This is a genomic window from Zetaproteobacteria bacterium, from assembly GCA_003696765.1.
In the GTDB taxonomy this organism is placed as follows: domain Bacteria; phylum Pseudomonadota; class Zetaproteobacteria; order Mariprofundales; family J009; genus RFFX01.
Genome location: RFFX01000053.1, coordinates 14,991 through 35,640, shown reverse-complemented (window position 1 = coordinate 35,640; position 20,650 = coordinate 14,991). Strand labels below are relative to the sequence as shown.

Below are 20,650 nucleotides of genomic sequence, written 5' to 3'. Positions count from 1 at the left end.
GCCACCACCGCCGACCAGTCGCCGGCCTCCTCGGCCAGCCGCAGCGCCTGCAGCCGCGCCGGCAACGCACGCGGGAAACGGGCCAGCCACCGCTCCACCACCGCACGCCGCACCGCCAGCGACAGCCGCGCCTCCCCCTCCGGCTGCGCCATCTGCCGCCCGCGCAGTGCGATGATCAACGGCTGCTCATCCTCCCGGGGATCCGCCGCCGGATCGACCAGCACGGCCAGCGCCTCGGCCAGCCACGGCGGCACCAGGCCGGCTGCGGCATCGCGCACCCGCCCCCCCTCGACCGGCACGCCGTTGACCCACGAAGTCAAGGCATCGATCAGCCGCACCTCCCGGCGCCTGCGCCCCCCCGCACGCCAGGCATCGACCATCCGGCGCGGTCCGGCGGCCAACAGCCGCACCAGCCGCACCAGCAGCCAGAGGGCCAGCGCCAGCAGCACAACCAGCGCGAAGAAGAGCCCCTGGCGCATCTCCAGGTGCCAGCCCAACATCTCGATGGTCATCATCCGCTCCGCGACCGAGGGGAAGAGCGCCAACGCCAACGCGGCGACGACCAGCAACATCAGCCCGATCCGGAATCGCATCAGCGCACCTCCTCCAGCCAGCGTTGCTGCTCCCGCTCCAGGGCGGCCAGCCGGGCGGCGGCCTCCCCGCCCCCCTCGGGCAGCCGGGCGAGCGCATCCGGATCGAGCCAGCGGGCCAGCTGCCGCCGCGTCCGCCGCCAGGCCGACTCCTCCGGCCAATGGCCGCGGGCGACGCCCTGCGCCATCCGCCGCAGCCGGCGGGCGAGCCGCTCCCGGGCACGGGCATCATCCGACGGCAGGCGGTAGAGCACGAACTGACGGTCGAGCCAGGCGGCGATCGGGTTGCCGGCCAGCCACGAAATCCCCTGCAGCGAAATGCGGTGGGGCGCCTCCGGGTGGTGGAGGCGGTCGGCCAGCCGCTGCAGCCGGTCGTGCCACTGCCGCTGCTGGTGCAACAGCGCCTGCGCCTCATCCCCCAGCCGCCGCGCCCGCGCCCGCTGCGCCTCCTCCAGGCCGGGGAGGCGGGCGATCCCCTGCCACAGCCGGGCCATCTGCGGCAGATCGCCGGCGGCGGCGACCAGCAGGGCCAACTGCTCACGGAGGCTGGTGCGGGCCAGCTGCCGCTGCCCGGCGATGAGCGCCTCCTGGCTGCGGGCCAGCCGCTCCATCTGCCGCTGCAGCGCATCCAGCGCCTGGTTCGATGGACCTGCAGAGGTGGCCACCGGCGTCGAGGGCAACGGCGGCGCCTCGGCGGATACTTCGGGGCGGGGCGGGGCGGCCGGCGCCTCCCCGGCCGGCGGCGCCACGAGATGGGGCGGCTGCGGCCCGGCGGCGGGCCGTGGCGCCGCGGCGGACTCCGTCGACGGGTGCGCCGCCGGCTCCTGCTCCGCGCGGACTGGGGGCTGCGCCCGTTCGCCCTCGATGGTCGGCTGCCACCAGTGGCGGGCATCGGCCAACAGCCGCCGCGCCGGATCCCGCCACGGGTTGGGCACCAAAAAGAGCGCGGCGGCAGCGGCGATCAGCAGCAGCAACAGCCAGGAGAGGCCATGGCCACCGCCACGGCGCGGCGGCGGCGCCTGCGACTCCTCCGGATCAGCCGGATCATCCCCGGATGGACCGGGCTCGATCGCCCCGTTTCGGCCGTCGTCGTCCCCGGTCCCGGCCGGCGCGTCACCGCCGGCATCCACAGCCTTGCGCTCCCGCTCGGACGGCTGCGCCGATGCCGAATCCTCACGCGGCGCCGTGCGCTCAGCGGACTCCGCCGCCGTCTGTTCGGGCTGCCCCGTGCTCTCGCTGCCGCCGCTCATGCGTCACCCAGCCAGCGGGCCACGTCGAGCGCGAAGTAGGTGAGGATGAGATCGGCGCCGGCCCGCTTGAAGCTGGTCATCGTCTCCAGCACCACCCGCCGCTCGTCCACCCAGCCGTTGGCCGCCGCCTGCCGGATCATGGCGTACTCGCCGGAGACGTTGTACACGGCCAGCGGGCAGTCGAAGCGATCACGCAGCCGGCACAGCACATCGAGATAAGCCAGCCCCGGCTTGACCATCAGGATGTCCGCCCCCTCGGCCAGATCCAGCGCCGCCTCACGCATCGCCTCGCGGCCGTTGGCCGGATCCATCTGGTAGGTGGAGCGGTCGCCGAAGCCGGGGGCGGAGTCGGCCGCATCGCGGAACGGACCATACCAGGCCGAGGCGTACTTGACGGCGTAGGACATGATCGGAATCTGCTGGAAACCCTCCTCGTCGAGGGCGCTGCGGATCGCCGCCACCATGCCGTCGATCATCCCCGACGGGGCGATCATGTCGGCGCCGGCACGGGCGTAGGAGAGCGCCTCCAGCTGCAGATTCTTCAGCGTGGCGTCGTTGAGCAGCCGCTCGCCGTCGAGCACGCCGCAGTGGCCGTGGTCGGTATACTCGCAGAAGCAGGTATCGGGGATCACGACCAGCTCCGGTGCCGCATCCTTCGCCTCGGCGATGGCCCGTTGCACGATGCCGTCGGCATCCCAGCCGGAGCTGCCGACGGCATCCTTGCGCGCCGGGATGCCGAAGAGCATCAGCCCCGGAATCCCCAGCGCCGCAGTCTGGCGGGCGACCGCCGCCACCGAGGAGAGCGGCAGCCGGGAGACACCCGGCATGCTCTCCACCGGCCGGGGCCGGTCGATGGTCTCGTCGACGAAGATCGGATAGATCAGATCCTGCGGGGAGAGCAGGGTCTCTCGCACCATGGCGCGGAGCGCCGCGCTGGCACGCATGCGGCGCATGCGCAGCGGAAGGGTGGGTAGTGTCATGACTGATCTCACCGCAAAAAGTCCCTCCATGGACTTTTTGCATGACGGGAATCATGGAGCGCGGCCCTCCTGGCCGCGGATGCCGGCGCAACCGTCATGCCGATGTGGCTCCATCGAGGTGGCGCGCGAGCGCATCGAGCATGGCATCAAAGCTAGCCGTCGGCGCCACGACCTGCACGCGCAGACCGAGTTCCGCCGCCTCCCTGGCCACCCGGTCGCTGATCGCCACGGCCACCGGCCGACGTGCCCGCGCGATCCCCACGCGGGAGACCAGCCCGCGCGCGGTGGCGCCGCTGCCCAGAAGCACCGCGTCCACCCTGCCCTCGTCGAGCGCCTCGAGCACCTCCGACGGTGGCGCCCCCTCCGGCACCACGCTGTCGTAGCAGGCAAAGAGGCTGCAGCGGCAGCCGTGGGCGGCCAGCAGCGGCGGCAGATCGTCGCGACCGTGTGCGGCCCGCACGAAGATCAACCGCGTAGGCCAGCCGTGGCGCGACCAGTAGTCGGCCATCCCCAGCTGAGAGGTCACCTCCGGGACGATGCAGTCGCGCAGCCCCAGCGCCTGCAGGGCGGCCGCGCTCTTGCGGCCGACGGCGAAGAGCGGCCGCCCGGCCAGCAGCCGCGCAAGCTCCGCATCGGAGGCATGTGCGCGCAGGCTCGCCACCCCGTTGCTGCTGGTGATCAACAGCGGCACCTCCGGTCCGGAGCGCAGCGCCGCCAGCGCACGCGCCGCCTCCTCCGCGTCGAAGCGCAGCTCCAAACAGGGCAGACAGAGCGCCCGTCCGCCGCGCCGCTCGACGGCGCGCACCGTCGCCGCCGCCTGTCCCGCCGCCCGGGTGACCAGCACGACACGCCCGGCGAGGCGCGCCACAACCGCCGCGTCCCGCCCCTCCGGCTCGGTCATGAAACGGGAAGAATCAATAGGTTACCTCCATCGCCCCCGCCACCGAGCCGTGGAGGGGGTTGCCACCGCCGCCGCGACGGGCCATGATGGATACTTACGACGGCTTCGCAAGAAGCCGGATCTGACTTCCATCGCAAATCATCCACGGACGGACCCTTTGCGATACCAACGACACCGATCTGAAGAGACTACGCTCCATGGCAAGCAAGACGAAACAGCGACAGGCAAAACAGATCCTCAACGACATCTTCGGCTACGCCGAGTTTCGCCCGATGCAGGACGAGGTGATCTTCTCGTTGCTCGACGGCCGCGACGCCTTCGTGCTGATGCCGACCGGCGGCGGCAAGTCCCTCTGCTACCAGATCCCCTCGATCATGCGTGAGGGGACCGGCATCGTGGTCTCGCCGCTCATCTCGCTGATGAAGGATCAGGTCGACGCCCTGACCCGCTGCGGGGTCAAGGCAGCCTACTACAACTCCTCGCTCAAATCGGCCGAAGCGCGGGAGGTGTTGCAGCGCTTCGAGAGCGGCGAGCTCGACCTGCTCTACGTGGCGCCGGAGCGGCTCCTGACCAAGAGCTTCCTCAAGCGGCTGGAGCAGGTCAAGGTGGCCCTCTTCGCCATCGACGAGGCCCACTGCGTCTCGCAGTGGGGCCACGACTTTCGGCCGGAATATGTGCGGCTGGGGGAGCTGCGCAAGCTCTTCCCCAAGGTGCCGATGCTGGCGCTGACCGCCACCGCCGACATGCAGACCCGCGAGGACATCGCCAAATGCCTCGGCCTGACCCGGGCGCGACGCTACATCTCCAGCTTCGATCGTCCCAACATCCGTTACCTCATCGCCGAGAAGCGGCAGCCGCTGACCCAGATCCTGCAGTTCCTCGAGGACTGGAAGAACGCCTCGGGCATCATCTACTGCCTGTCGCGCAAGCGGGTGGAGGATCTGGCGGTCAACCTGCAGCGCCACGGCATCCGGGCGGCCGCCTACCACGCCGGCATGCCGGCGCGGGTACGCGAGAAGGTGCAGGACGATTTCCTGCGCGACCACGTGCAGGTGATCGTCGCCACCATCGCCTTCGGCATGGGGGTGGACAAGCCCAACGTCCGCTTCGTCATCCACCACGATCTACCCAAGTCGATCGAGAGCTACTACCAGGAGACCGGCCGCGCCGGCCGTGACGGGCTGGAGTCGGAGGCCTTGATGCTCTACGGGTCGGGCGACGTCAACCTGGTGCGGCGGCTGATCGACAACGTGGAGGACCCCCATCAGCGACAGGTGGAGATCCACAAGCTCAACAGCATGATCGCCCTCTCCGAGGGGCTGACCTGCCGCCGCCGGGTGTTGCTCGGCTACTTCGGCGAGGAGCTGGAGGAGGACTGCAACAACTGCGACATCTGCCTCGACCCTCCGGAGACCTACGACGCCACCGACCTGGCCCGACTGGTGCACGACTGCGTGCGCGAACTCGGCGGCGGCTACAGCGTCGGCTACGTGGTCGACGTGCTGCGGGGCAACGGCCACGCCCGGATCAAGAACCGCGGCCACCACAAGATCCCCTCCTTCGGCAAGGGGAAGGAGATCAACGGCGACGAGTGGACCTCGATCATCCGCCAGCTGATCCACCGCGGCTACTTCCAGCAGGACGTGAGCAACAAGTCGGCGCTGTTGCCGACCGAGCGGGCCGCCGACCTGGCCGGCGGTGCGCGCATCACCCTGGCCAAGTACCAGCCGATGATGCGGCGCAAGCTCAAGCGCTTCTCCCGTAACCGCGACGACCACCTCTTCCGCAAGCTGGTCGAGATGCGCGACAAGCTGGCCGAAGAGGAGGATGTCGCCCCCCACGTGCTGATCAGCGACGTCGCCCTCTCCGAGATGAGCCAGATCGAGGAGATCCACGACGTCTCCGACCTCGCCTCGATCAGCGGCATGGGCAAATACAAGCTCGAGGCCTACGGCGAGGCCTTCGCCGAGGTGTTGAAGAGCCACGCCGAGCAGAAGGCGCAGGAGGAGGAGTCCGGCGAGGATGGCGCGCCGGTGCTGCTGGCCAAGGGGCCGCCGGCGACCGACGCCCAGGCCTTCACCTGGACGCTGTACAAGGCGGGCCACTCGGTCGAAGAGATCGCCAACATGCAGAACATCAGCACCACCACGGTGATGAAGCACTTCATCGCGCTGGTGCGCGCCGGCCACTACATCGACGTGCCGGCGCTGATCGGCCCGGCGTTCGACTCGTTGATGATCGAGCTCGACGACGCCGATCCCTACGCATCGCTCAGCGAGATCAAGCGCGACCTGTCGGTGGAGCTGACCACCGAAGAGTTCCGGCTGCTGTTGGCCTGGCGCGAGGCGCTCGGCGTCTCCTGACCGGCCGTCGCGCGTCGCGGCGGCCTCCTCCCCCCGGCGCGCCGAAGCGGGGGCGCATGGGCCGCCGGCGGCGGATGACTTTTCGGCGGTGGGTCATAGCCTGCCGTCCACCGTCACCGATTCCGGAGCCCGCATGACCTCCCTGCACAACGACCTCTTTCTGCGCGCCTGCCTGCGCCAGCCGACCGAACGCACCCCGGTGTGGATGATGCGCCAGGCCGGCCGTTACCTGCCGGAATACCGCGCCACCCGCGCCCGCGCCGGCGACTTCCTCACCCTGTGCAAGAGCCCGGATCTGGCCTGCGAAGTGACGCTGCAGCCGGTCGATCTGGTCGGGGTCGACGCCGCCATCCTCTTCTCCGACATCCTGGTGGTGCCCGAGGCGATGGGGATGGAGCTCGTCTTCACCGCCGGCGAGGGGCCGCGCTTCCCGCAGCCGATCCGCACCGAGGCGGACATCGACGCACTCGCCCGGCCCGACCCCAACGATGAGCTGGGCTATGTGATGGAGGCGATCGGCCGCATCCGGCGGGCGCTGGCCGGCCGCGTGCCGCTGATCGGCTTCTCCGGCAGCCCGTGGACGCTGGCCACCTACGCGGTCGAGGGCGGCGGCAGCAAGAACTTCTCCGTCATCAAGAAGATGATGTTCAACCATCCGCGCGCGCTCCACCGGCTGCTGGAGAAGCTGGCCGATGCGGTGGCCGACTACCTCAACGCCCAGATCGCCAGCGGCGTGCAGGCGGTACAGATCTTCGACACCTGGGGCGGCGTGCTGACCACGCGCGACTACCGCGCCTTCTCGCTCGACTACATGCAGCGCATCCTCGATCGCCTGACCCGCGAGCACGACGGGCGCCGGGTGCCGGTGATCCTCTACACCAAGGGGGGAATGGGCTGGCTGGAGCAGATCGCCGCCACCGGCTGCGATGTGGTCGGGCTCGACTGGACCATCGACATCGACGCCGCCCGGGCGCGCATCGGCGACCGGGTGGCGCTGCAGGGCAACATGGACCCCTGCATGCTCTACGCCACGCCGGAGCGGATCCGGGCGGAGGTGCGCGACATCCTCGAGCGCTTCGGCCCGGGCGGCGGCCACATCTTCAACCTCGGCCACGGCATCACCCCCGATGTGCCGGTCGACCACGCCCGCGCCTTCATTCAGGCGGTCAAGGAGGAGTCACCGCGCTTCCATCAGGGGGGCGATCAGGGGGCCTGTGCATGATCAACCGCTGGGATGCGGCGCGCGCGGCGGCGCTGGCCGACGATCCCCTCGCCCTGCGCGTCTACAGCTCGCGCCTGCTCGGCGCCGAGCCGTCGCTGGTGCTGCACGGCGGCGGCAACACCTCGGTCAAGACCACCGAGCACGACCTCTTCGGCGACCCGGTGGAGACGCTGTGGGTCAAGGGGAGCGGCTGGGATCTGGCCACCATCGAGAAGGCCGGCTTCGCGCCGGTGCGGCTGAAAACGCTCCAGCGCATGGCCGAGCTGCCCGAGCTCTCCGACCGCGCCATGGTGCGCCACCAGCGGGCGGCGATGCTCGATCCGACCGCGCCCAACCCGTCGGTGGAGGCGATCCTGCACGCCATCATCCCCTACCGCTTCGTCGACCACACCCATGCCGACGCGGTGGTGACCATCTGCCATACTCCCGACGGCGAAGCGGCCCTCCGCGAGCTCTACGGAGGGCGGATGCTGCTGTTGCCCTATGTCATGCCCGGCTTCGACCTGGCCCGGCAGGTCTTTGCCGTCAGCCGGGAGCTCGACTGGGGTGGGATCGAGGGGATCATCCTGTTTCAGCACGGCATCTTCACCTTCGCCGACGACGCCGAGGCCAGCTACCGCCGCATGATCGACGCGGTCAGCACCGCCGAACAGTGGCTGGGGGCGCGCACCACCGCCCGGGCCATCGCCACACAGCCGACCGGCCGGCCCGATCCGCTGGCCCTTGCCGCCATCCGCAAGCAGGTGGCCGACCTGCGCGGTACAGGCACCATCGCGCTGTGCAACACCACCACCCGCCCCTTCGCCGACCGCCCCGATGTGGCGCAGATCACCGCCCGCGGCCCGCTCACCCCCGACCACATCATCCGCACCAAGCGGACACCGGTGGTGCTGCAGGGCGATGCCGCCGCGGCCATCACCGCCTACGCCGAGGACTACCGCGACTACTTCGCCCGCCACCACCGCGGGGAGACGATGCTCAACCCCGCCCCGTGCTGGGCCGTCTGGCCGGGGGTGGGCACCATCGCCTTCGGCGGATCGCCGCAGGAGGCAACCATCGTCGACGACATCGTCCGCCACACCGTGGTGGCGATCGACCGCGCCGAACAGCTCGGCGGCTGGCAGGCGCTGGGCGAGGCGGAGCTCTTTGCCGTCGAATACTGGGAGCTGGAGCAGGCCAAGCTGGCCCGTGGCGGCAACAAGCCGGAGCTGGCCGGGCGGATCGCGCTGGTCACCGGGGCGGCCAGCGGCATCGGCAAGGCGACGGTGGAGGCGCTGCGCGCCTCCGGCGCGGCGGTGGCGGCGTTGGACGTCGATCGGGCCGGGCTCGACGCCCTGGGCGGCGACCCCGGGGTGGAGGCGATCTGCTGCGACATGACCGACCGCCGGCAGGTGGTCGAGGCGGTGGAGCGCTCTGTACGCCGCTTCGGCGGGCTGGACATCGTCGTCTCCAACGCCGGGGTGTTCCCCCCCTCCTCCCCCATCGAGGCGATGGATGCCGCCGCGTGGCAACAGAGCTTGACGCTCAACCTGACCAGCCATCAGTGGCTGCTCACCGCCGCCGCCCCCTTCCTCAAGCTGGGCGTCGCGCCGGCGGTGATCATCAACGGCTCGAAGAACGTGCCGGCGCCGGGCCCGGGTGCCGCAGCCTACTCGGTGGCCAAGGCGGGGCTGACCCAGCTGGCGCGGGTGGCCGCGCTCGAGCTGGGGGCTGCCGGCATCCGGGTGAACACCGTCCACCCCAACGGAGTCTTCGACACCGCCCTCTGGAGCGAGGCGCTGCTGGCCGACCGGGCCGCCAGATACGGGCTGACCGTGGAGCAGTACAAACGCAACAACCTGCTGCGCTGCGAGGTGACCAGCCGCGATGTGGCACGCATGATCACCGCCATGGCCGGCGATACCTTCCGCGCCACCACCGGCGCACAGGTGCCGGTCGACGGCGGCAACGAACGGGTGATCTAGCCGTTGCCGGAGCAAAACGGGGAAAAGCAGGCAGCACAGCAGAGCCGGGCATGGCGGGCCAGCATCGCCCATGCGCGCCTTCCGCTGCTGGCCAGAGCGCTCGACGCCCTGCTGCTGATCACCACCATCGTCGCCGTCTCCCTCCCCTTCTGGAGCGGCCACGAGGAGTGGATGCTGGTGCTCAACCTCTCGCTCTTCGTCCTCGCCTTCGGCATCCGGCTGCTGCTGGCCCGCGACCGCAACGCCTACCTGCGGGCCAACTGGTTCGATCTGGTGCTGGTGGTGCTGCTCTCCTCGCCGCTGTTGCGGTTGCTGGCCATGCTGCGCATCGCCAAGCTGGGCTCGCTCCTGCGCATGCTGCGCATCGGCGGCCTGCTGCACATCAACCGCCGACGAATCCTGTCGCTGCTGGTGGTCTCCAAGGAGAACTTCCCGGCGATGATGGCGCTGGTCTTCTTCATGGTGTTCGTCTTCGGCCTGCTGGAGTATCTGGTCGAGCACCCGGTCAACCCCGGCTTCGCCACCATCGAGGATGCGCTCTGGTGGGCCTTCGTCACCCTGACCACCGTCGGCTACGGCGACCTCTACCCCACCTCGGCGATGGGCCGCATCGTGGCGGTGATCACCATGCTCTTCGGCATCACCCTCTATTCGCTGCTGGTGGCCAACCTCACCTACCAGATCGACAAGATCGCCGCTTCGGTCACCGAGGAGGAGCCCGCGCCAGCAGACGGTGGGTCCGAAGAGGCCCCCACCGACAACGACCGGGGGGGGATGAACTGACGGCTTCGCACGAAGCCGGCAGCCGCGGCCACGGACGGCCGCGCAAAACGGGAGCTTGCGCACGCAAGCGACTGTTTTGTAAGGCAATCGAAGACCGCGCTCTTCGATTGCCGTCAAGCAAAAAGTCCATGGACGGACTTTTTGCGGTGTGATCGGAATTGTTCACAGGCATTATTCAGGGGATCGGCCGCATTCAGGCGCGGCGGCCGCTTGCCGGCGGGGCGATCGCACTGACCATCGACCACGGGCTGGAGTCCGCCGGCTGGCGGCCGGGCGATTCGATCGCCGTCGACGGCTGCTGCCTCACCCTGACCGGTCTGGAGCGCGCCGGCGGCCGCTTCACCGTCCAGCTCTCGGGGGAGACGCTGGCACGCACCACCCTCGGTGCGCGTGCCGTCGGCGATCGGGTCAACCTGGAGCCGGCGCTGCGCATGGGCGATGCCCTCGGCGGCCACATGGTCACCGGCCATATCGACGGCACCACCATGGTGCGCGCCGTCGAGCCGCTGGGGGATTTCCGCCGGGTGACCGTCGAGCTGCCCGACCCCTTCGCCCCCTGGATCGCACCGAAGGGCTCGGTGGCGCTCGACGGCGTCAGCCTGACCGTCAACACGGTGGAGCGTGACCGCTTCACCCTCTCTCTGATTCCGCATACCCTCGCGCAGACCACGCTGAAGTGGTGGCGGACGGGCACCCGCGTCAACCTGGAGTGCGACATCCTCGCCCGCTATGCAGCCCGGCAGATGGAGTGGCTGAGGCGGGATCAAGCCGGAGGGCCACCGCTCGCGGGGCCTGCTGCGCAACAGGATCCACCCAAAGGAGCAAGCCATGCTGGCCAGCTGTAGCGAACTGATCGAGGAGATCCGCGCCGGACGCATGATCATCCTCGCCGACGACGAGTCGCGCGAGAACGAGGGGGATCTGGTGCTCGCCGCCGAGTGGGTGACGCCGGAGAGTATCAACTTCATGGCCACCCACGGCCGTGGTCTGATCTGCCTGGCGATGACCGAGGAGCATGTCGCCCAGCTCGGCATCCCGCTGATGGTCAGCGACCCGAACCGCAAGTTCAAGACCAACTTCACCGCCTCGATCGAGGCGGCCGAGGGGGTGACCACCGGCATCTCCGCCTACGACCGCGCCCACACCATCCGGGTGGCGGTGCGCGACGACGCCCGCCCGGAGGACATCACCTCACCCGGCCACGTCTTTCCGCTGCAGGGACGCAAGGGGGGGGTGCTGGTGCGCGCCGGCCACACCGAGGCGAGCATCGATCTGGCCCGCATGGCCGGGCTCAAGCCCGCCGCGGTCATCTGCGAGATCATGAACCCCGACGGCACCATGGCGCGGATGCCCGATCTGAAGAGGTTCGCGGCGAAACACGGGCTGAAGATCGGTTGCATCGCCGACATCATCGCCCACCGGCTGGAGCACGACTCGCTGGTCCGGCGCGAGATCGAGGCGCGGCTGCCGACCGAATACGGCGAGTTCCGCATCATCGGCTACAGCAACGAGATCGACGACGCCGAACATCTGGCGCTGGTCATGGGTGATCCACGCCCCGAACGGCCGACGCTGGTGCGGGTCCACTCGGAGTGCCTCACCGGCGACGTCTTCGCCTCCCGCCGGTGCGACTGCGGCTCGCAACTGCACGCCGCCCTGCGCCGCATCGGCGAGGAGGGGGAAGGGGTGCTGCTCTACCTGCGCCAGGAGGGGCGCGGCATCGGCCTGTTCAACAAACTGCGCGCCTACAACCTGCAGGACGCCGGCCACGACACGGTCGAGGCCAACCGCAAGCTCGGCTTCGCCCCCGATCTGCGCCACTACGGCATCGGCGCCCAGATCCTGCGCGATGTCGGGCTGCGCAAGCTCCGGTTGCTGACCAACAACCCGAAGAAGATCATCGGGCTGGACGGCTACCGGCTGGAGGTGGTCGAGCGGGTGCCCCTCTGTGTCCGCCCCAACGACGAGAACATCCGCTACCTCAACACCAAGCGCGACCGCATGGGCCACCTGCCCCAGCCCGACCTCGTCGCCAGCAGCCGGGAAGAGGGGTAGGCACGAGCTTCAGACCACGAACCGCCGCCGGGCAGGGCACCTGCGTTCGGGGAAGGGAGGCCCTCCCGCCGGCGACACCGAATCGGAATCGAGCAGAACGTCCTCGGAGGGACGTTCTGGCGGTGTGATCAAATGCCGGCCTCGCGGGAAGCCGGCATCCGCGGCCATGGAGGACCGCGCAAAACCGGAGGGTGCGTCGGCAACCGACGGTGTTGTCAGGCGATCGAAGACCGTGCTCTTTGATCGCCGTCGAGCAAAAAGTCCACGGAGGGACGTTTTGCGGTGAAATAGAACCATGAGCAACGAACATCCCGTCTTCTCCGACAAGCTGGATGCCTCCGGCCTGCGCATCGCCATCGTGGTCAGCCGCTTCAACCGCCAGATCACCGACCGGCTCCTCGCCGGGGCGCAGAGCGCGCTGGAGGAGCACGGCGCCGACCCTGGGGCGATCGAGGTCTACTCGGTGCCCGGCGCGCTGGAGATCGGCACCGTCGCCTCAGCACTCGTCCGCCACCGTCGTCCCGACGTGCTGGTCTGTCTGGGCTGTGTCGTCCGCGGCGGCACCGCCCATTTCGAGTATGTGTGTGACAACGCCATGCGGCTGATCGCGCGCATCGCCGCCCGCGGCGACGTGGGGGTGGGCAACGGCCTGCTCACCGTCGACACCATCGTCCAGGCGCAGGAGCGGGCCGGCGGCAGCCACGGCGACAAGGGGCGGGAGGCGGCGCTGACCGCACTGGAGGTCGCCCGCACCATCCAGATGATCCGCGCATGAGCCCCACTAGCCGGCAGGATGGGGCGGCGGCCGACCGGGGGGAGCGCGACAGCGACGGCGGCGCGGGCAGCCGTCATCAGGCGCGACAGTCGGCGGTGGAGCTGCTCTACGCCTGGCAGATCGGCGGCTGCGATCCGGCCGACGTCGCCCCGCTCGTCGCCGGCCGCATCGCCGAGCGCCGACGGATGGATACCGACTACTTCCGCGCCCTGGTCGAGGGGGTGATCACCTGCAGGGAGGAACTCGATGGCGCCATCGCCAAGGCACTCACCGGCCGGAGGCTGGAGCACGTCGGCGCCATCGAGCTGGCCATCCTGCGGGTGGGCTGCTGGGAGCTGAGCCGGCGGCTGGAGATCCCCTACCGCGTCATCCTCGACGAGGCGGTCGAGCTCGGCCACGAGTACGGCGACGATCCGGTCCCCTCCTTCGTCAACGGCATCCTCGACCGGCTGGCCCGAACCCTCCGCGCCGCCGAAACGGCCGCGTGAGGCACAACCGTGCACAACGGCGAACCAGACACGCCGCGGGCTTCACTCTGCTGGAGATCGTGCTGGTCATCGCGATCCTTGCACTGGTCACCGCGCTGGTCGCGCCCAACCTGCTGCCCGCCGGCGGCGGCGCGTTGGAGGAGGAGGCGGACCGGTTGCGGCAGGTGCTGCAGCTGGCCGTCGACGAGGCGCAGATGAGCGGCAGCCCGCTGCGCTGGTCGGCCTGGCACGACCGCTACCGCTTCGAGCGCCGCACCGAGGCGCGGCGGTGGTTGCCGATGTCCGAGGCGCCGTTTGCCCCCCGCAAGCTGGATGGGGTGGTGCTCGACCGCGTGCTGGAGAATGGCATCGAACAGCAGATGGCGATCGATATGCAACCGTCCGGGGAAGAGGGGAGCCGCACCGGAGAGGAGCCACCGATCGGCCGCGCCAGGATCTTGCCGGGTGGCATGGTCACACCACTCGACATCGTGCTGCGCGACGCCGACCATCCCGATAGCCGCCGCACGGTTCGGCTGCGGCCCGGCCCGGCGGGGGTGGTCGTCGTCGATCCCGCAGGGGAGGGGAGGTGATGAAGGGGGGAGAGAACCCATTGCAGCAGGCCATCGCCCTCTGCCGCGACGAGATGGCGCAGGTCGATCGCTGCATCGTGGAACAGCTGCGCTCGGAGATCGCGATGATCCCGGCCGTCGGCCGCTACATCGTAGGCAGCGGCGGCAAGCGGCTGCGGCCGCTGATCTGCCTGCTCGCCGCCCGCCTCTTCGGCTACCGCGGTCGGGAGCACATCCCGCCGGCGGTGGTGATCGAGTTCATCCACACCGCCAGCCTGTTGCACGACGACGTGGTCGACGCCGCGCGCGAGCGGCGCGGCACCCCCTCGGCCAACGGCGTCTGGGGCAACCAGGCCAGCGTGCTGGTCGGCGACTATCTCTTCTCGCGCGCCTTCCAGATGCTGGTGCAGGCCGGTGACATGACCGTGCTCTCGCTGATGAGCGACACCACCAACGCGCTGGCCGAGGGCGAGGTGCTGCAGCTGTCGCGCACCTTCCACATCGAGATGTGCGAGGCCGAATGTCTGGAGGTGATCGAGCGCAAGACGGCGGTGCTCTTCCGCGCGGCGGCCGGGGTGGGCGCCCTCGTCGCCGGACGGGATACGGCCACGGTGACCCGTATGGCCGAATACGGCATGGCGCTGGGGGTCGCATTCCAACTGATGGACGATGCGCTCGACTACACCGCCGAGCGCGCGCGGGCGGGCAAGCCGGTGGGCCACGACCTGGAGGAGGGCAAGATCACCCTGCCGCTGATCCACGCCATGGCCCGGGATCCCGAGCTGCGCGCACGGGTCGAGGCGATCGCCGAGAACGACGGCTACCGCGACGAGGAGGAGCGCGACTGGGTGCGGAGACGTGTGCTGCACCATGGCGGCGACGTGGTCTGTATGGAGCGGGCGGCCGACTACGCCCGGCGGGCGGCGCGGGCCGTCGAGGCCGTCGACGGCGATCCGACGGTCACCGGGCTGTTGCAACGGCTGGCCGGATTCGCCGCCCGGCGCGATCATTGAACGATGGTTTCGCAAGCGACCATCACCCGCGGCCACGGAAGGCCGTGCAACACATTTCGTGTTTCATGAAGCAACGCTCCATGGACGGACGTCTGCGCTGTGATCCGGCATGACCTTCCAACAACTGATCCTCACCCTGCAACGATTCTGGGCCGAGCGCGGCTGTGTGCTGCAGCAGCCCTACGACGCGCCGATGGGGGCCGGCACCTTTCATCCGGCGACCATGTTGCGCGTGCTGGGCGACGCCCCGTGGCACACCGCCTACGTCCAGCCCTGCCGCCGTCCGACCGACGGCCGCTACGGCGAGAACCCCAACCGCCTGCAGCACTACTACCAGTTCCAGGTGATCCTCAAGCCGGCGCCGGCCGAGATCATGGAGCTATACCTCGACTCACTGCGCGAGATCGGCATCGATCCGGCGCTGCACGATGTCCGCTTTGTTGAGGATGACTGGGAGTCGCCCACGCTCGGTGCCTGGGGGCTGGGATGGGAGGTGTGGCTCAACGGCATGGAGATCACCCAGTTCACCTACTTCCAGCAGGTGGGCGGCATCGACCTCTCCCGCACCCCGGGCGAGCTGACCTACGGACTGGAGCGGCTGGCCATGTACCTGCAAGGGGTGGAGAATGTCTTCGATCTGGTCTGGGTCGAGCAGGAGGACGGCACGCAGGTCAGCTACGGCGACGTCTTCCGGGCCAGCGAAGCGGAGTTCTCCGCCTACAACTTCGATCAGGCCGACACCGACTGGCTGCACACCCAATTCGACCGGGCCGAGGCGGAGTGCCGGCGGTTGGCCGAGGCGGGCTTGCTCCACCCGGCCTACGAAGAGGTGATCAAGGCGAGCCACACCTTCAACCTGCTCGATGCGCGCGGCGCCATCTCGGTCGCCGAGCGCCAACGCTTCATCGGCCGGGTGCGCGCGCTGGCCCGCACCATCGCCCAGACCGCGACAGGAGCCGCCGCATGAACCCCACCCCCTCCTCCCCGCACGCCCCGCTGCTGATCGAAATCGGCGTCGAAGAGATCCCCGCCGGCGTCGCCCAGCCGATGGCCGAGGCGCTGGCCCGCGGCATCGCCGATGTGGTACGCAAGGCGGGCATGGAGCCGCCGGAGCTGCATGCCACCAGCACGCCGCGCCGGCTGCTGGTCATCGCCCGCGCCTTCCCCCGCACGCAGGAGGCCCGCTTCGAGTTGCTCTGGGGCCCGTCCGAAGAGGTCGCCTTTCGCGACGGCGCCCCCACCCCGGCGGCACTCGGCTTCGCCCGTAAGGCCGGTGTGGCGCCGGAGGAGCTGGTGCTGGAGGAGAAGTCCCCGGGCAAGGGGCGCTACCTGCAGGCGCGCCGACTGGTCGAGGGTCGAGAGAGCCGCGACCTGCTCGCCGAGGCGCTGCCCGAGCTGCTGCGCAGGCTGCCCAGCCCGAAGAAGATGGTCTGGCAGGAGGGCCCGGCGCGCAACGACGCCTTCATCCGGCCGGTCCGCTGGATCGTCGCCCTGCTGGGTACGGAGCGGATCCCCTTCTCCTTCGCCGGCGTGGAGAGCGGCCGCATCAGCCACGGCCACCGGGTCCACGGCGGCAGCGGCGCCATCGATCCGTCCGACCCGATCGGCTGGCTCAGGGAGCAGCATGTGCTGGCCGACCGGGAGGAGCGACGCACGGCGATCAAGAGCCAACTCTACGCCGCCGCAGACCGGTGGGGCGTGAAGCTGTGCAACGACTTCGCGCTGCTCGACGAGGTGACCGACCTCACCGAATGGCCGCAGGTGGTCGCCGGCAGCTACGGCGCCGAATATCTGCGGCTGCCGCCGAGGGTCAGCACGGTGGTGCTGCGCCACCACCAGCGCTGCTTCTCCACCCGGCGTCAGGACGGCGGCACCAGCAACATCTTCCTCGCCGTGGCCAACATCGCCTCGACCGACCCGCAGGTGGTGGCACGGGGCAACGAGCGGGTGGTCAACGCCCGGCTGGCCGACGCCGCCTTCTACTTCGACCGGGATCCCAACATCTCGCTCGAGGCGCGGGTGGAGTCGCTCAACCATGTCGTCTTCCAGGAGGGGCTGGGGATGGTCGGCGACCAGGTCGCCCGGCTGCGCGGATTCATCCTCGATTGTGGCGCGCGGCTGGGCATCGACGCCGGCGACGGCCAGCGCGCCGCCTACCTGTGCAAGTCGGACCTCACCTGCGGGCTGGTCGGGGAGTTCCCCGAGCTGCAGGGCTACATGGGCGGCGTCTACGCCCGGATGGAGGGGGAGTCGGAGGCGGTGGCCGCCGGCATCAGCGAACACTACCTGCCGGAGGGGGCCGACGATCCGCTGCCGCGCAGCGCCATCGCCCGGGCCATCGGCATCGCCGAGCGGGCCGACAAGCTGCTCGGCTACTTCCACATCGGCCGCATCCCCACCGCCAGCGCCGACCCCTTCGGCCTGCGGCGGGCGGCCATCGGCCTGGTGCGGTTGATGAACCACAGCGCCGTCCGGATGACGCTGGAGGAGGTGCTCGACGAGGCGATCAAGCAGTGGAACCAGCAGCGGGTGACCATCGCCATCAGCGGCGAGACGCGGGCGGCGGTGCTCGCCTTCATCGAGGAGCGGATGGAGGGAATGGCCGAGGCCCTGCAGGTGACCCGCCCGGCGCTGGCCGCGGCGCTGGGGGCGCGTCAGAGGCGGCCGATCCACGAACTGATCGCCACCGCGCGGCTGCTCGGCGGCTTCCTCGCCGGCGACGAGGGTGCCGCGGTGGCAGCGGCCAACAAGCGCATCGCCAACATCCTGAAGAAGCAGAAGGTGGACGACGACCACGTCGACCCCTCCCATCTGGTGGACGACGCCGAGCTGCAGTTGTGGCAGGCGCTGCAGCAGGCCGAGGCGGAGATGCCGGAGGATGCCGAGGGGCAACTGTCTGTGCTCGCCGGCCTGCGCCGGCCGGTGGACGACTTCTTCGACCGGGTGATGGTGATGGATGAGGATCGCGACCTGCGGCGCAACCGGCTGGCGCTGCTGCTGCGGCTGCGCCGACTCTTCATGCGACTGGGGGATCTCTCATGCCTCTGATGCGACTGCTCTGCCTGACCGCCGCCCTGCTCGCCGCATGGCCGGCGGCCGCCGCTCCGCTCCAGCGGGCCCATTTCGCCAACGGCGCCAACCTGGTGGTGCTGGAGGACCACACCGCGCCGGTGGCCACGGTGCAGGTGTGGCTCAAGGTGGGCGGGCGCGACGAGCTACCGGGCAAGAGCGGCCTGGCCCATGTGTTCGAGCACATGATGTTCAAGGGCTCCAAGGCGCTGGGCCCGGGCGAGTTCTCCAACAGGATCTCGGCCATGGGCGGCAACGACAACGCCTTCACCAGCTACGACTACACCGCCTACTTCGAGACCGTCCCCGCCGACCGGGTGGCGGAGGTGCTGCGCATGGAGGCCGAGCGCTTCGCCAACCTGCGCCTCGACCCGAGGGAATACGCCCGAGAGATCCGGGTGATCATGGAAGAGCGGCGCATGCGCACCGACGACAACCCCAACGCCCGCATGTTCGAGGAGCTCTCCGCCGCCGCGCTCAAGATCCACCCCTACCGCAACCCGGTGATCGGCTGGATGCAGGATCTCAAACGGCTGACCATCGACGATGTGCGCGCCTTCTACCGGGCGCACTACGTGGCGGCCAACGTCACGGTGGTGGTGGTCGGGGATGTCGACTTCTCCGAGGTGAAACGGGTGGTCGGCGCCACCTTCGGCCGCATGCCCAGGGTGGCGGTCCCGCCGCGGTTCAACCCGGTCGAGCCGGAGCCGCTGGGGCCGAAGCGGATCGAAGTCCATCTGCCCGGCGTGCAGCTGCCTATGGTGGCGGTGGTGATGCCGGTGCCGGTGTGGCATCCGGGCGAGAACGACCGCGAGGCGGCGGCGCTGGCCGTGGCCACCGCCATCCTCGCCGAGGGCCGCTCGGCGCTGCTCACCCGGCGGCTGGTCGATGAGCAGCGGCTGGCCTACTCGGCCTCCGCCGGCTACGACCCCTTCAGCATGGGCATCGACCTGTGGGCCGCGTGGGCGATGCTCGGCAAGGGCAACACGCCTGATGCGCTGCTCGCCGGGCTGTGGAAGAGCATCGAGCAACTGGCCCACGAGGGACCGGACAAGGCGCAGCTGGCCCGCGCCATCCGCGGCATCGTCGCCGACGAGGTCTTCGCCCAGGATTCGCTCTACCTGCGCGCCCGCCGGATCGGCGCCATGGAGAGCGTCGGGCTCAAGGCCGAGGCGCGCGACCGCTGGCTGAAGCTGATCCGCAAGGTCAGCGCCGGCGATGTGCGGCGGGTGCTGCGCCGCTGGATCCGACGTGGGCGCGCCACCACCGGCGTGCTGCTGCCCCGGGGCAAGGAGGAGTCGAGATCATGAGTTCTTTTTCGTTTCGTCTTCTGCTGCCCGCGCTGCTGCTGTGGCTGGCCTCGACCGGTCAGGCGCAGGCCATCGCGCCGATCCAGCAGTGGCGCATGGACAACGGCCTGCGCGTGCTGCTGATGGAGGCGCACCACCTGCCGATGGTGGTGCTGCGCCTGACCGTACCCGCCGGCAGCGCCATGGATGCGCCGGGCAAGGAGGGCACCGCCTCACTGCTCGCCGCCATGCTCGGCGACCACACCGCCCGTCACGGCCACCGCGCCTGGGCAGACCTGCTCGACGCCGAGGCGATCCGCTTCGGTGTCGGCGCCGACCGCGACGCCCTCTCCTTCTCCGCCACCACGCTGGTCGAGGCACTGCCAGAAACCGTCACGCTGCTCGACGAGGCGGTGCGCAGGCCGGGCTGGGATGGCAAGCGCTTCGCCATCCTGCGGAACAACGCCCGCTCCGCGCTGCGCAAGTCGCTCGAGCAGCCACGGGTACGCGCGGCCATCGCCTCGCTCAAGCTGCTCTACGGCGACCACCCCTACGGCCACCGCATCTCCGGCACGCCCGAATCGCTGGGCGGCATCACCATGGCCGACCTCCAACGGCTCTACACCGCGCAGGTCAAACCGCAGGGGGCGGTGCTGGCGGTGAGCGGCGATGTGACCATGGCGCAATTGAAGCGGTTGCTCGCTCCGCTGGCCGGCTGGCACGGCGCGCCCCGCCGGATGCCGGCCGATCTGCCCCGGCCACAGCCGCGCCCCGCCGCCAGCCGCCACATCGCCATGCCCACCCACCAAACCACGGTGCAGCTGGTGCGGTTGGGACCGGACCGCCACGACCGCGACATCTTCCCCACCCTGCTGATGAACGAGATCCTGGGCGGCGGCGGCTTCGCCTCGCAGCTGATGCGTGAAGTGCGCGAGAAGCGCGGGCTGGTCTACGGCGTCTACTCCTACTTCGAGCCGCTGGCCCGCCCCGGCCCCTTCGTCATCACCCTGCAGACACGCAACGACCAGACCCGCGAGGCGCTGACGGTGGTGGAGCAGGTCATGGCCTCGATGGCCGCCGGCAAGATCACCGCGCAGGCGCTGCGCGCGGCCAAGGAGCATCTGATCGGCGGCTTCGCCCACCGCATCGACGCCAACGCCAAGCGGGTGGCGCTGATGAGCATGATCGGCTTCTACGACCTGCCGCTCGACTACCTGACCCGCTGGCGGGCGCGAATCGGGGCGGTAACGCTGGCCCAGGTCCGACAGATGGCCGCGCGCTACCTGCCGCGCAAGGGGTGGAGCACCATCACCGTCGGCGGCGGTCCATAGCCCAGATCGGAGCAGGCGATCAAGGA

The 20,650-nt window shown here is 70.0% G+C and carries 17 protein-coding genes; 14 read left to right on the top strand and 3 right to left on the bottom strand.

The genetic code is table 11. The features are described 5' to 3' along the window. Positions 1-592 precede the first annotated feature (592 nt). From D6682_05675 to D6682_05665, 3 genes are all read right to left on the bottom strand, one after another. Positions 593-1,840 (bottom strand): hypothetical protein, encoded by a 1,248-nt coding sequence (locus D6682_05675; GenBank protein RMH51053.1) that lies wholly within the window; start codon positions 1,838-1,840, stop codon positions 593-595. Next, positions 1,837-2,820, bottom strand: coding sequence for a porphobilinogen synthase (gene hemB / locus D6682_05670; GenBank protein RMH51052.1), 984 nt, complete (start codon positions 2,818-2,820; stop codon positions 1,837-1,839). Before hemB ends, D6682_05675 begins: the two co-directional genes overlap by 4 nt. 94 nt (positions 2,821-2,914) lie before the next feature. Then, entirely contained in the window at positions 2,915-3,721 is an 807-nt protein-coding gene (locus D6682_05665) for a uroporphyrinogen-III synthase (GenBank protein ID RMH51051.1), read from the bottom strand. Between the two features lie 197 nt (positions 3,722-3,918). Here D6682_05665 and recQ point away from each other — a divergent pair, with 197 nt between their 5' ends. From recQ to D6682_05595, 14 genes are all read left to right on the top strand, one after another. Beyond that, complete coding sequence (gene recQ / locus D6682_05660) at positions 3,919-6,084, top strand: DNA helicase RecQ (GenBank protein ID RMH51050.1); 2,166 nt, start codon at positions 3,919-3,921, stop codon at positions 6,082-6,084. 133 nt (positions 6,085-6,217) lie between these two features. Then, a complete protein-coding gene (locus D6682_05655) occupies positions 6,218-7,306 on the top strand; it encodes a uroporphyrinogen decarboxylase (protein ID RMH51049.1) in 1,089 nt (362 codons plus the stop codon). Next, positions 7,303-9,270, top strand: coding sequence for a bifunctional aldolase/short-chain dehydrogenase (locus D6682_05650; GenBank protein RMH51048.1), 1,968 nt, complete (start codon positions 7,303-7,305; stop codon positions 9,268-9,270). The genes D6682_05655 and D6682_05650 overlap by 4 nt, the downstream gene beginning before the upstream one ends. A 171-nt stretch (positions 9,271-9,441) precedes the next feature. Further along, positions 9,442-10,053, top strand: a complete 612-nt coding sequence (locus tag D6682_05645) for a potassium channel protein (GenBank protein ID RMH51060.1) — start codon at positions 9,442-9,444, stop codon at positions 10,051-10,053. A 158-nt stretch (positions 10,054-10,211) separates the two neighbouring features. Beyond that, positions 10,212-10,898, top strand: a complete 687-nt coding sequence (locus D6682_05640) for a riboflavin synthase (protein ID RMH51047.1) — start codon at positions 10,212-10,214, stop codon at positions 10,896-10,898. Further along, positions 10,882-12,108 carry a bifunctional 3,4-dihydroxy-2-butanone-4-phosphate synthase/GTP cyclohydrolase II gene (locus D6682_05635; GenBank protein ID RMH51046.1) on the top strand — a complete coding sequence of 409 codons (1,227 nt, stop codon included), beginning with the start codon at positions 10,882-10,884 and terminating at the stop codon, positions 12,106-12,108. The genes D6682_05640 and D6682_05635 overlap by 17 nt, the downstream gene beginning before the upstream one ends. Before the next feature lie 295 nt (positions 12,109-12,403). Continuing rightward, a complete protein-coding gene (locus D6682_05630) occupies positions 12,404-12,883 on the top strand; it encodes a 6,7-dimethyl-8-ribityllumazine synthase (protein RMH51045.1) in 480 nt (159 codons plus the stop codon). Beyond that, positions 12,880-13,371, top strand: coding sequence for a transcription antitermination factor NusB (gene nusB / locus D6682_05625; GenBank protein ID RMH51044.1), 492 nt, complete (start codon positions 12,880-12,882; stop codon positions 13,369-13,371). The genes D6682_05630 and nusB overlap by 4 nt, the downstream gene beginning before the upstream one ends. Further along, positions 13,368-13,943, top strand: a complete 576-nt coding sequence (gene gspH, locus D6682_05620; protein RMH51043.1) for a type II secretion system protein GspH — start codon at positions 13,368-13,370, stop codon at positions 13,941-13,943. The genes nusB and gspH overlap by 4 nt, the downstream gene beginning before the upstream one ends. After that, the gene (locus tag D6682_05615; GenBank protein RMH51042.1) at positions 13,943-14,935 is read left to right on the top strand and encodes an octaprenyl-diphosphate synthase; all 993 of its coding nucleotides are present in this window, start codon (positions 13,943-13,945) and stop codon (positions 14,933-14,935) included. The genes gspH and D6682_05615 overlap by 1 nt, the downstream gene beginning before the upstream one ends. Positions 14,936-15,044: 109 nt before the next feature. Further along, positions 15,045-15,902 carry a glycine--tRNA ligase subunit alpha gene (locus D6682_05610; protein RMH51041.1) on the top strand — a complete coding sequence of 286 codons (858 nt, stop codon included), beginning with the start codon at positions 15,045-15,047 and terminating at the stop codon, positions 15,900-15,902. Next, positions 15,899-17,983: a glycine--tRNA ligase subunit beta gene (locus D6682_05605; protein ID RMH51040.1), complete on the top strand. Its 2,085-nt coding sequence runs from the start codon at positions 15,899-15,901 to the stop codon at positions 17,981-17,983. The genes D6682_05610 and D6682_05605 overlap by 4 nt, the downstream gene beginning before the upstream one ends. Beyond that, complete coding sequence (locus tag D6682_05600; GenBank protein RMH51039.1) at positions 17,983-19,314, top strand: insulinase family protein; 1,332 nt, start codon at positions 17,983-17,985, stop codon at positions 19,312-19,314. Before D6682_05605 ends, D6682_05600 begins: the two co-directional genes overlap by 1 nt. Beyond that, the gene (locus tag D6682_05595) at positions 19,311-20,624 is read left to right on the top strand and encodes an insulinase family protein (protein ID RMH51038.1); all 1,314 of its coding nucleotides are present in this window, start codon (positions 19,311-19,313) and stop codon (positions 20,622-20,624) included. The genes D6682_05600 and D6682_05595 overlap by 4 nt, the downstream gene beginning before the upstream one ends. The last annotated feature ends 26 nt before the right edge of the window (positions 20,625-20,650 follow it).

Excerpts from the sequence above, each read along its gene's own strand:
- D6682_05675 (RMH51053.1), bottom strand. The coding sequence starts at position 1,840 with ATGAGCGGCGGCAGCGAGAGCACGGGGCAGCCCGAACAGACGGCGGCG.
- hemB (RMH51052.1), bottom strand. The coding sequence starts at position 2,820 with ATGACACTACCCACCCTTCCGCTGCGCATGCGCCGCATGCGTGCCAGC.
- D6682_05665 (RMH51051.1), bottom strand. The coding sequence starts at position 3,721 with ATGACCGAGCCGGAGGGGCGGGACGCGGCGGTTGTGGCGCGCCTCGCC.
- recQ (RMH51050.1), top strand. The coding sequence starts at position 3,919 with ATGGCAAGCAAGACGAAACAGCGACAGGCAAAACAGATCCTCAACGAC.
- D6682_05655 (RMH51049.1), top strand. The coding sequence starts at position 6,218 with ATGACCTCCCTGCACAACGACCTCTTTCTGCGCGCCTGCCTGCGCCAG.
- D6682_05650 (RMH51048.1), top strand. The coding sequence starts at position 7,303 with ATGATCAACCGCTGGGATGCGGCGCGCGCGGCGGCGCTGGCCGACGAT.
- D6682_05645 (RMH51060.1), top strand. The coding sequence starts at position 9,442 with ATGCTGGTGCTCAACCTCTCGCTCTTCGTCCTCGCCTTCGGCATCCGG.
- D6682_05635 (RMH51046.1), top strand. The coding sequence starts at position 10,882 with ATGCTGGCCAGCTGTAGCGAACTGATCGAGGAGATCCGCGCCGGACGC.
- D6682_05630 (RMH51045.1), top strand. The coding sequence starts at position 12,404 with ATGAGCAACGAACATCCCGTCTTCTCCGACAAGCTGGATGCCTCCGGC.
- nusB (RMH51044.1), top strand. The coding sequence starts at position 12,880 with ATGAGCCCCACTAGCCGGCAGGATGGGGCGGCGGCCGACCGGGGGGAG.
- D6682_05615 (RMH51042.1), top strand. The coding sequence starts at position 13,943 with ATGAAGGGGGGAGAGAACCCATTGCAGCAGGCCATCGCCCTCTGCCGC.
- D6682_05610 (RMH51041.1), top strand. The coding sequence starts at position 15,045 with ATGACCTTCCAACAACTGATCCTCACCCTGCAACGATTCTGGGCCGAG.
- D6682_05605 (RMH51040.1), top strand. The coding sequence starts at position 15,899 with ATGAACCCCACCCCCTCCTCCCCGCACGCCCCGCTGCTGATCGAAATC.
- D6682_05600 (RMH51039.1), top strand. The coding sequence starts at position 17,983 with ATGCGACTGCTCTGCCTGACCGCCGCCCTGCTCGCCGCATGGCCGGCG.
- D6682_05595 (RMH51038.1), top strand. The coding sequence starts at position 19,311 with ATGAGTTCTTTTTCGTTTCGTCTTCTGCTGCCCGCGCTGCTGCTGTGG.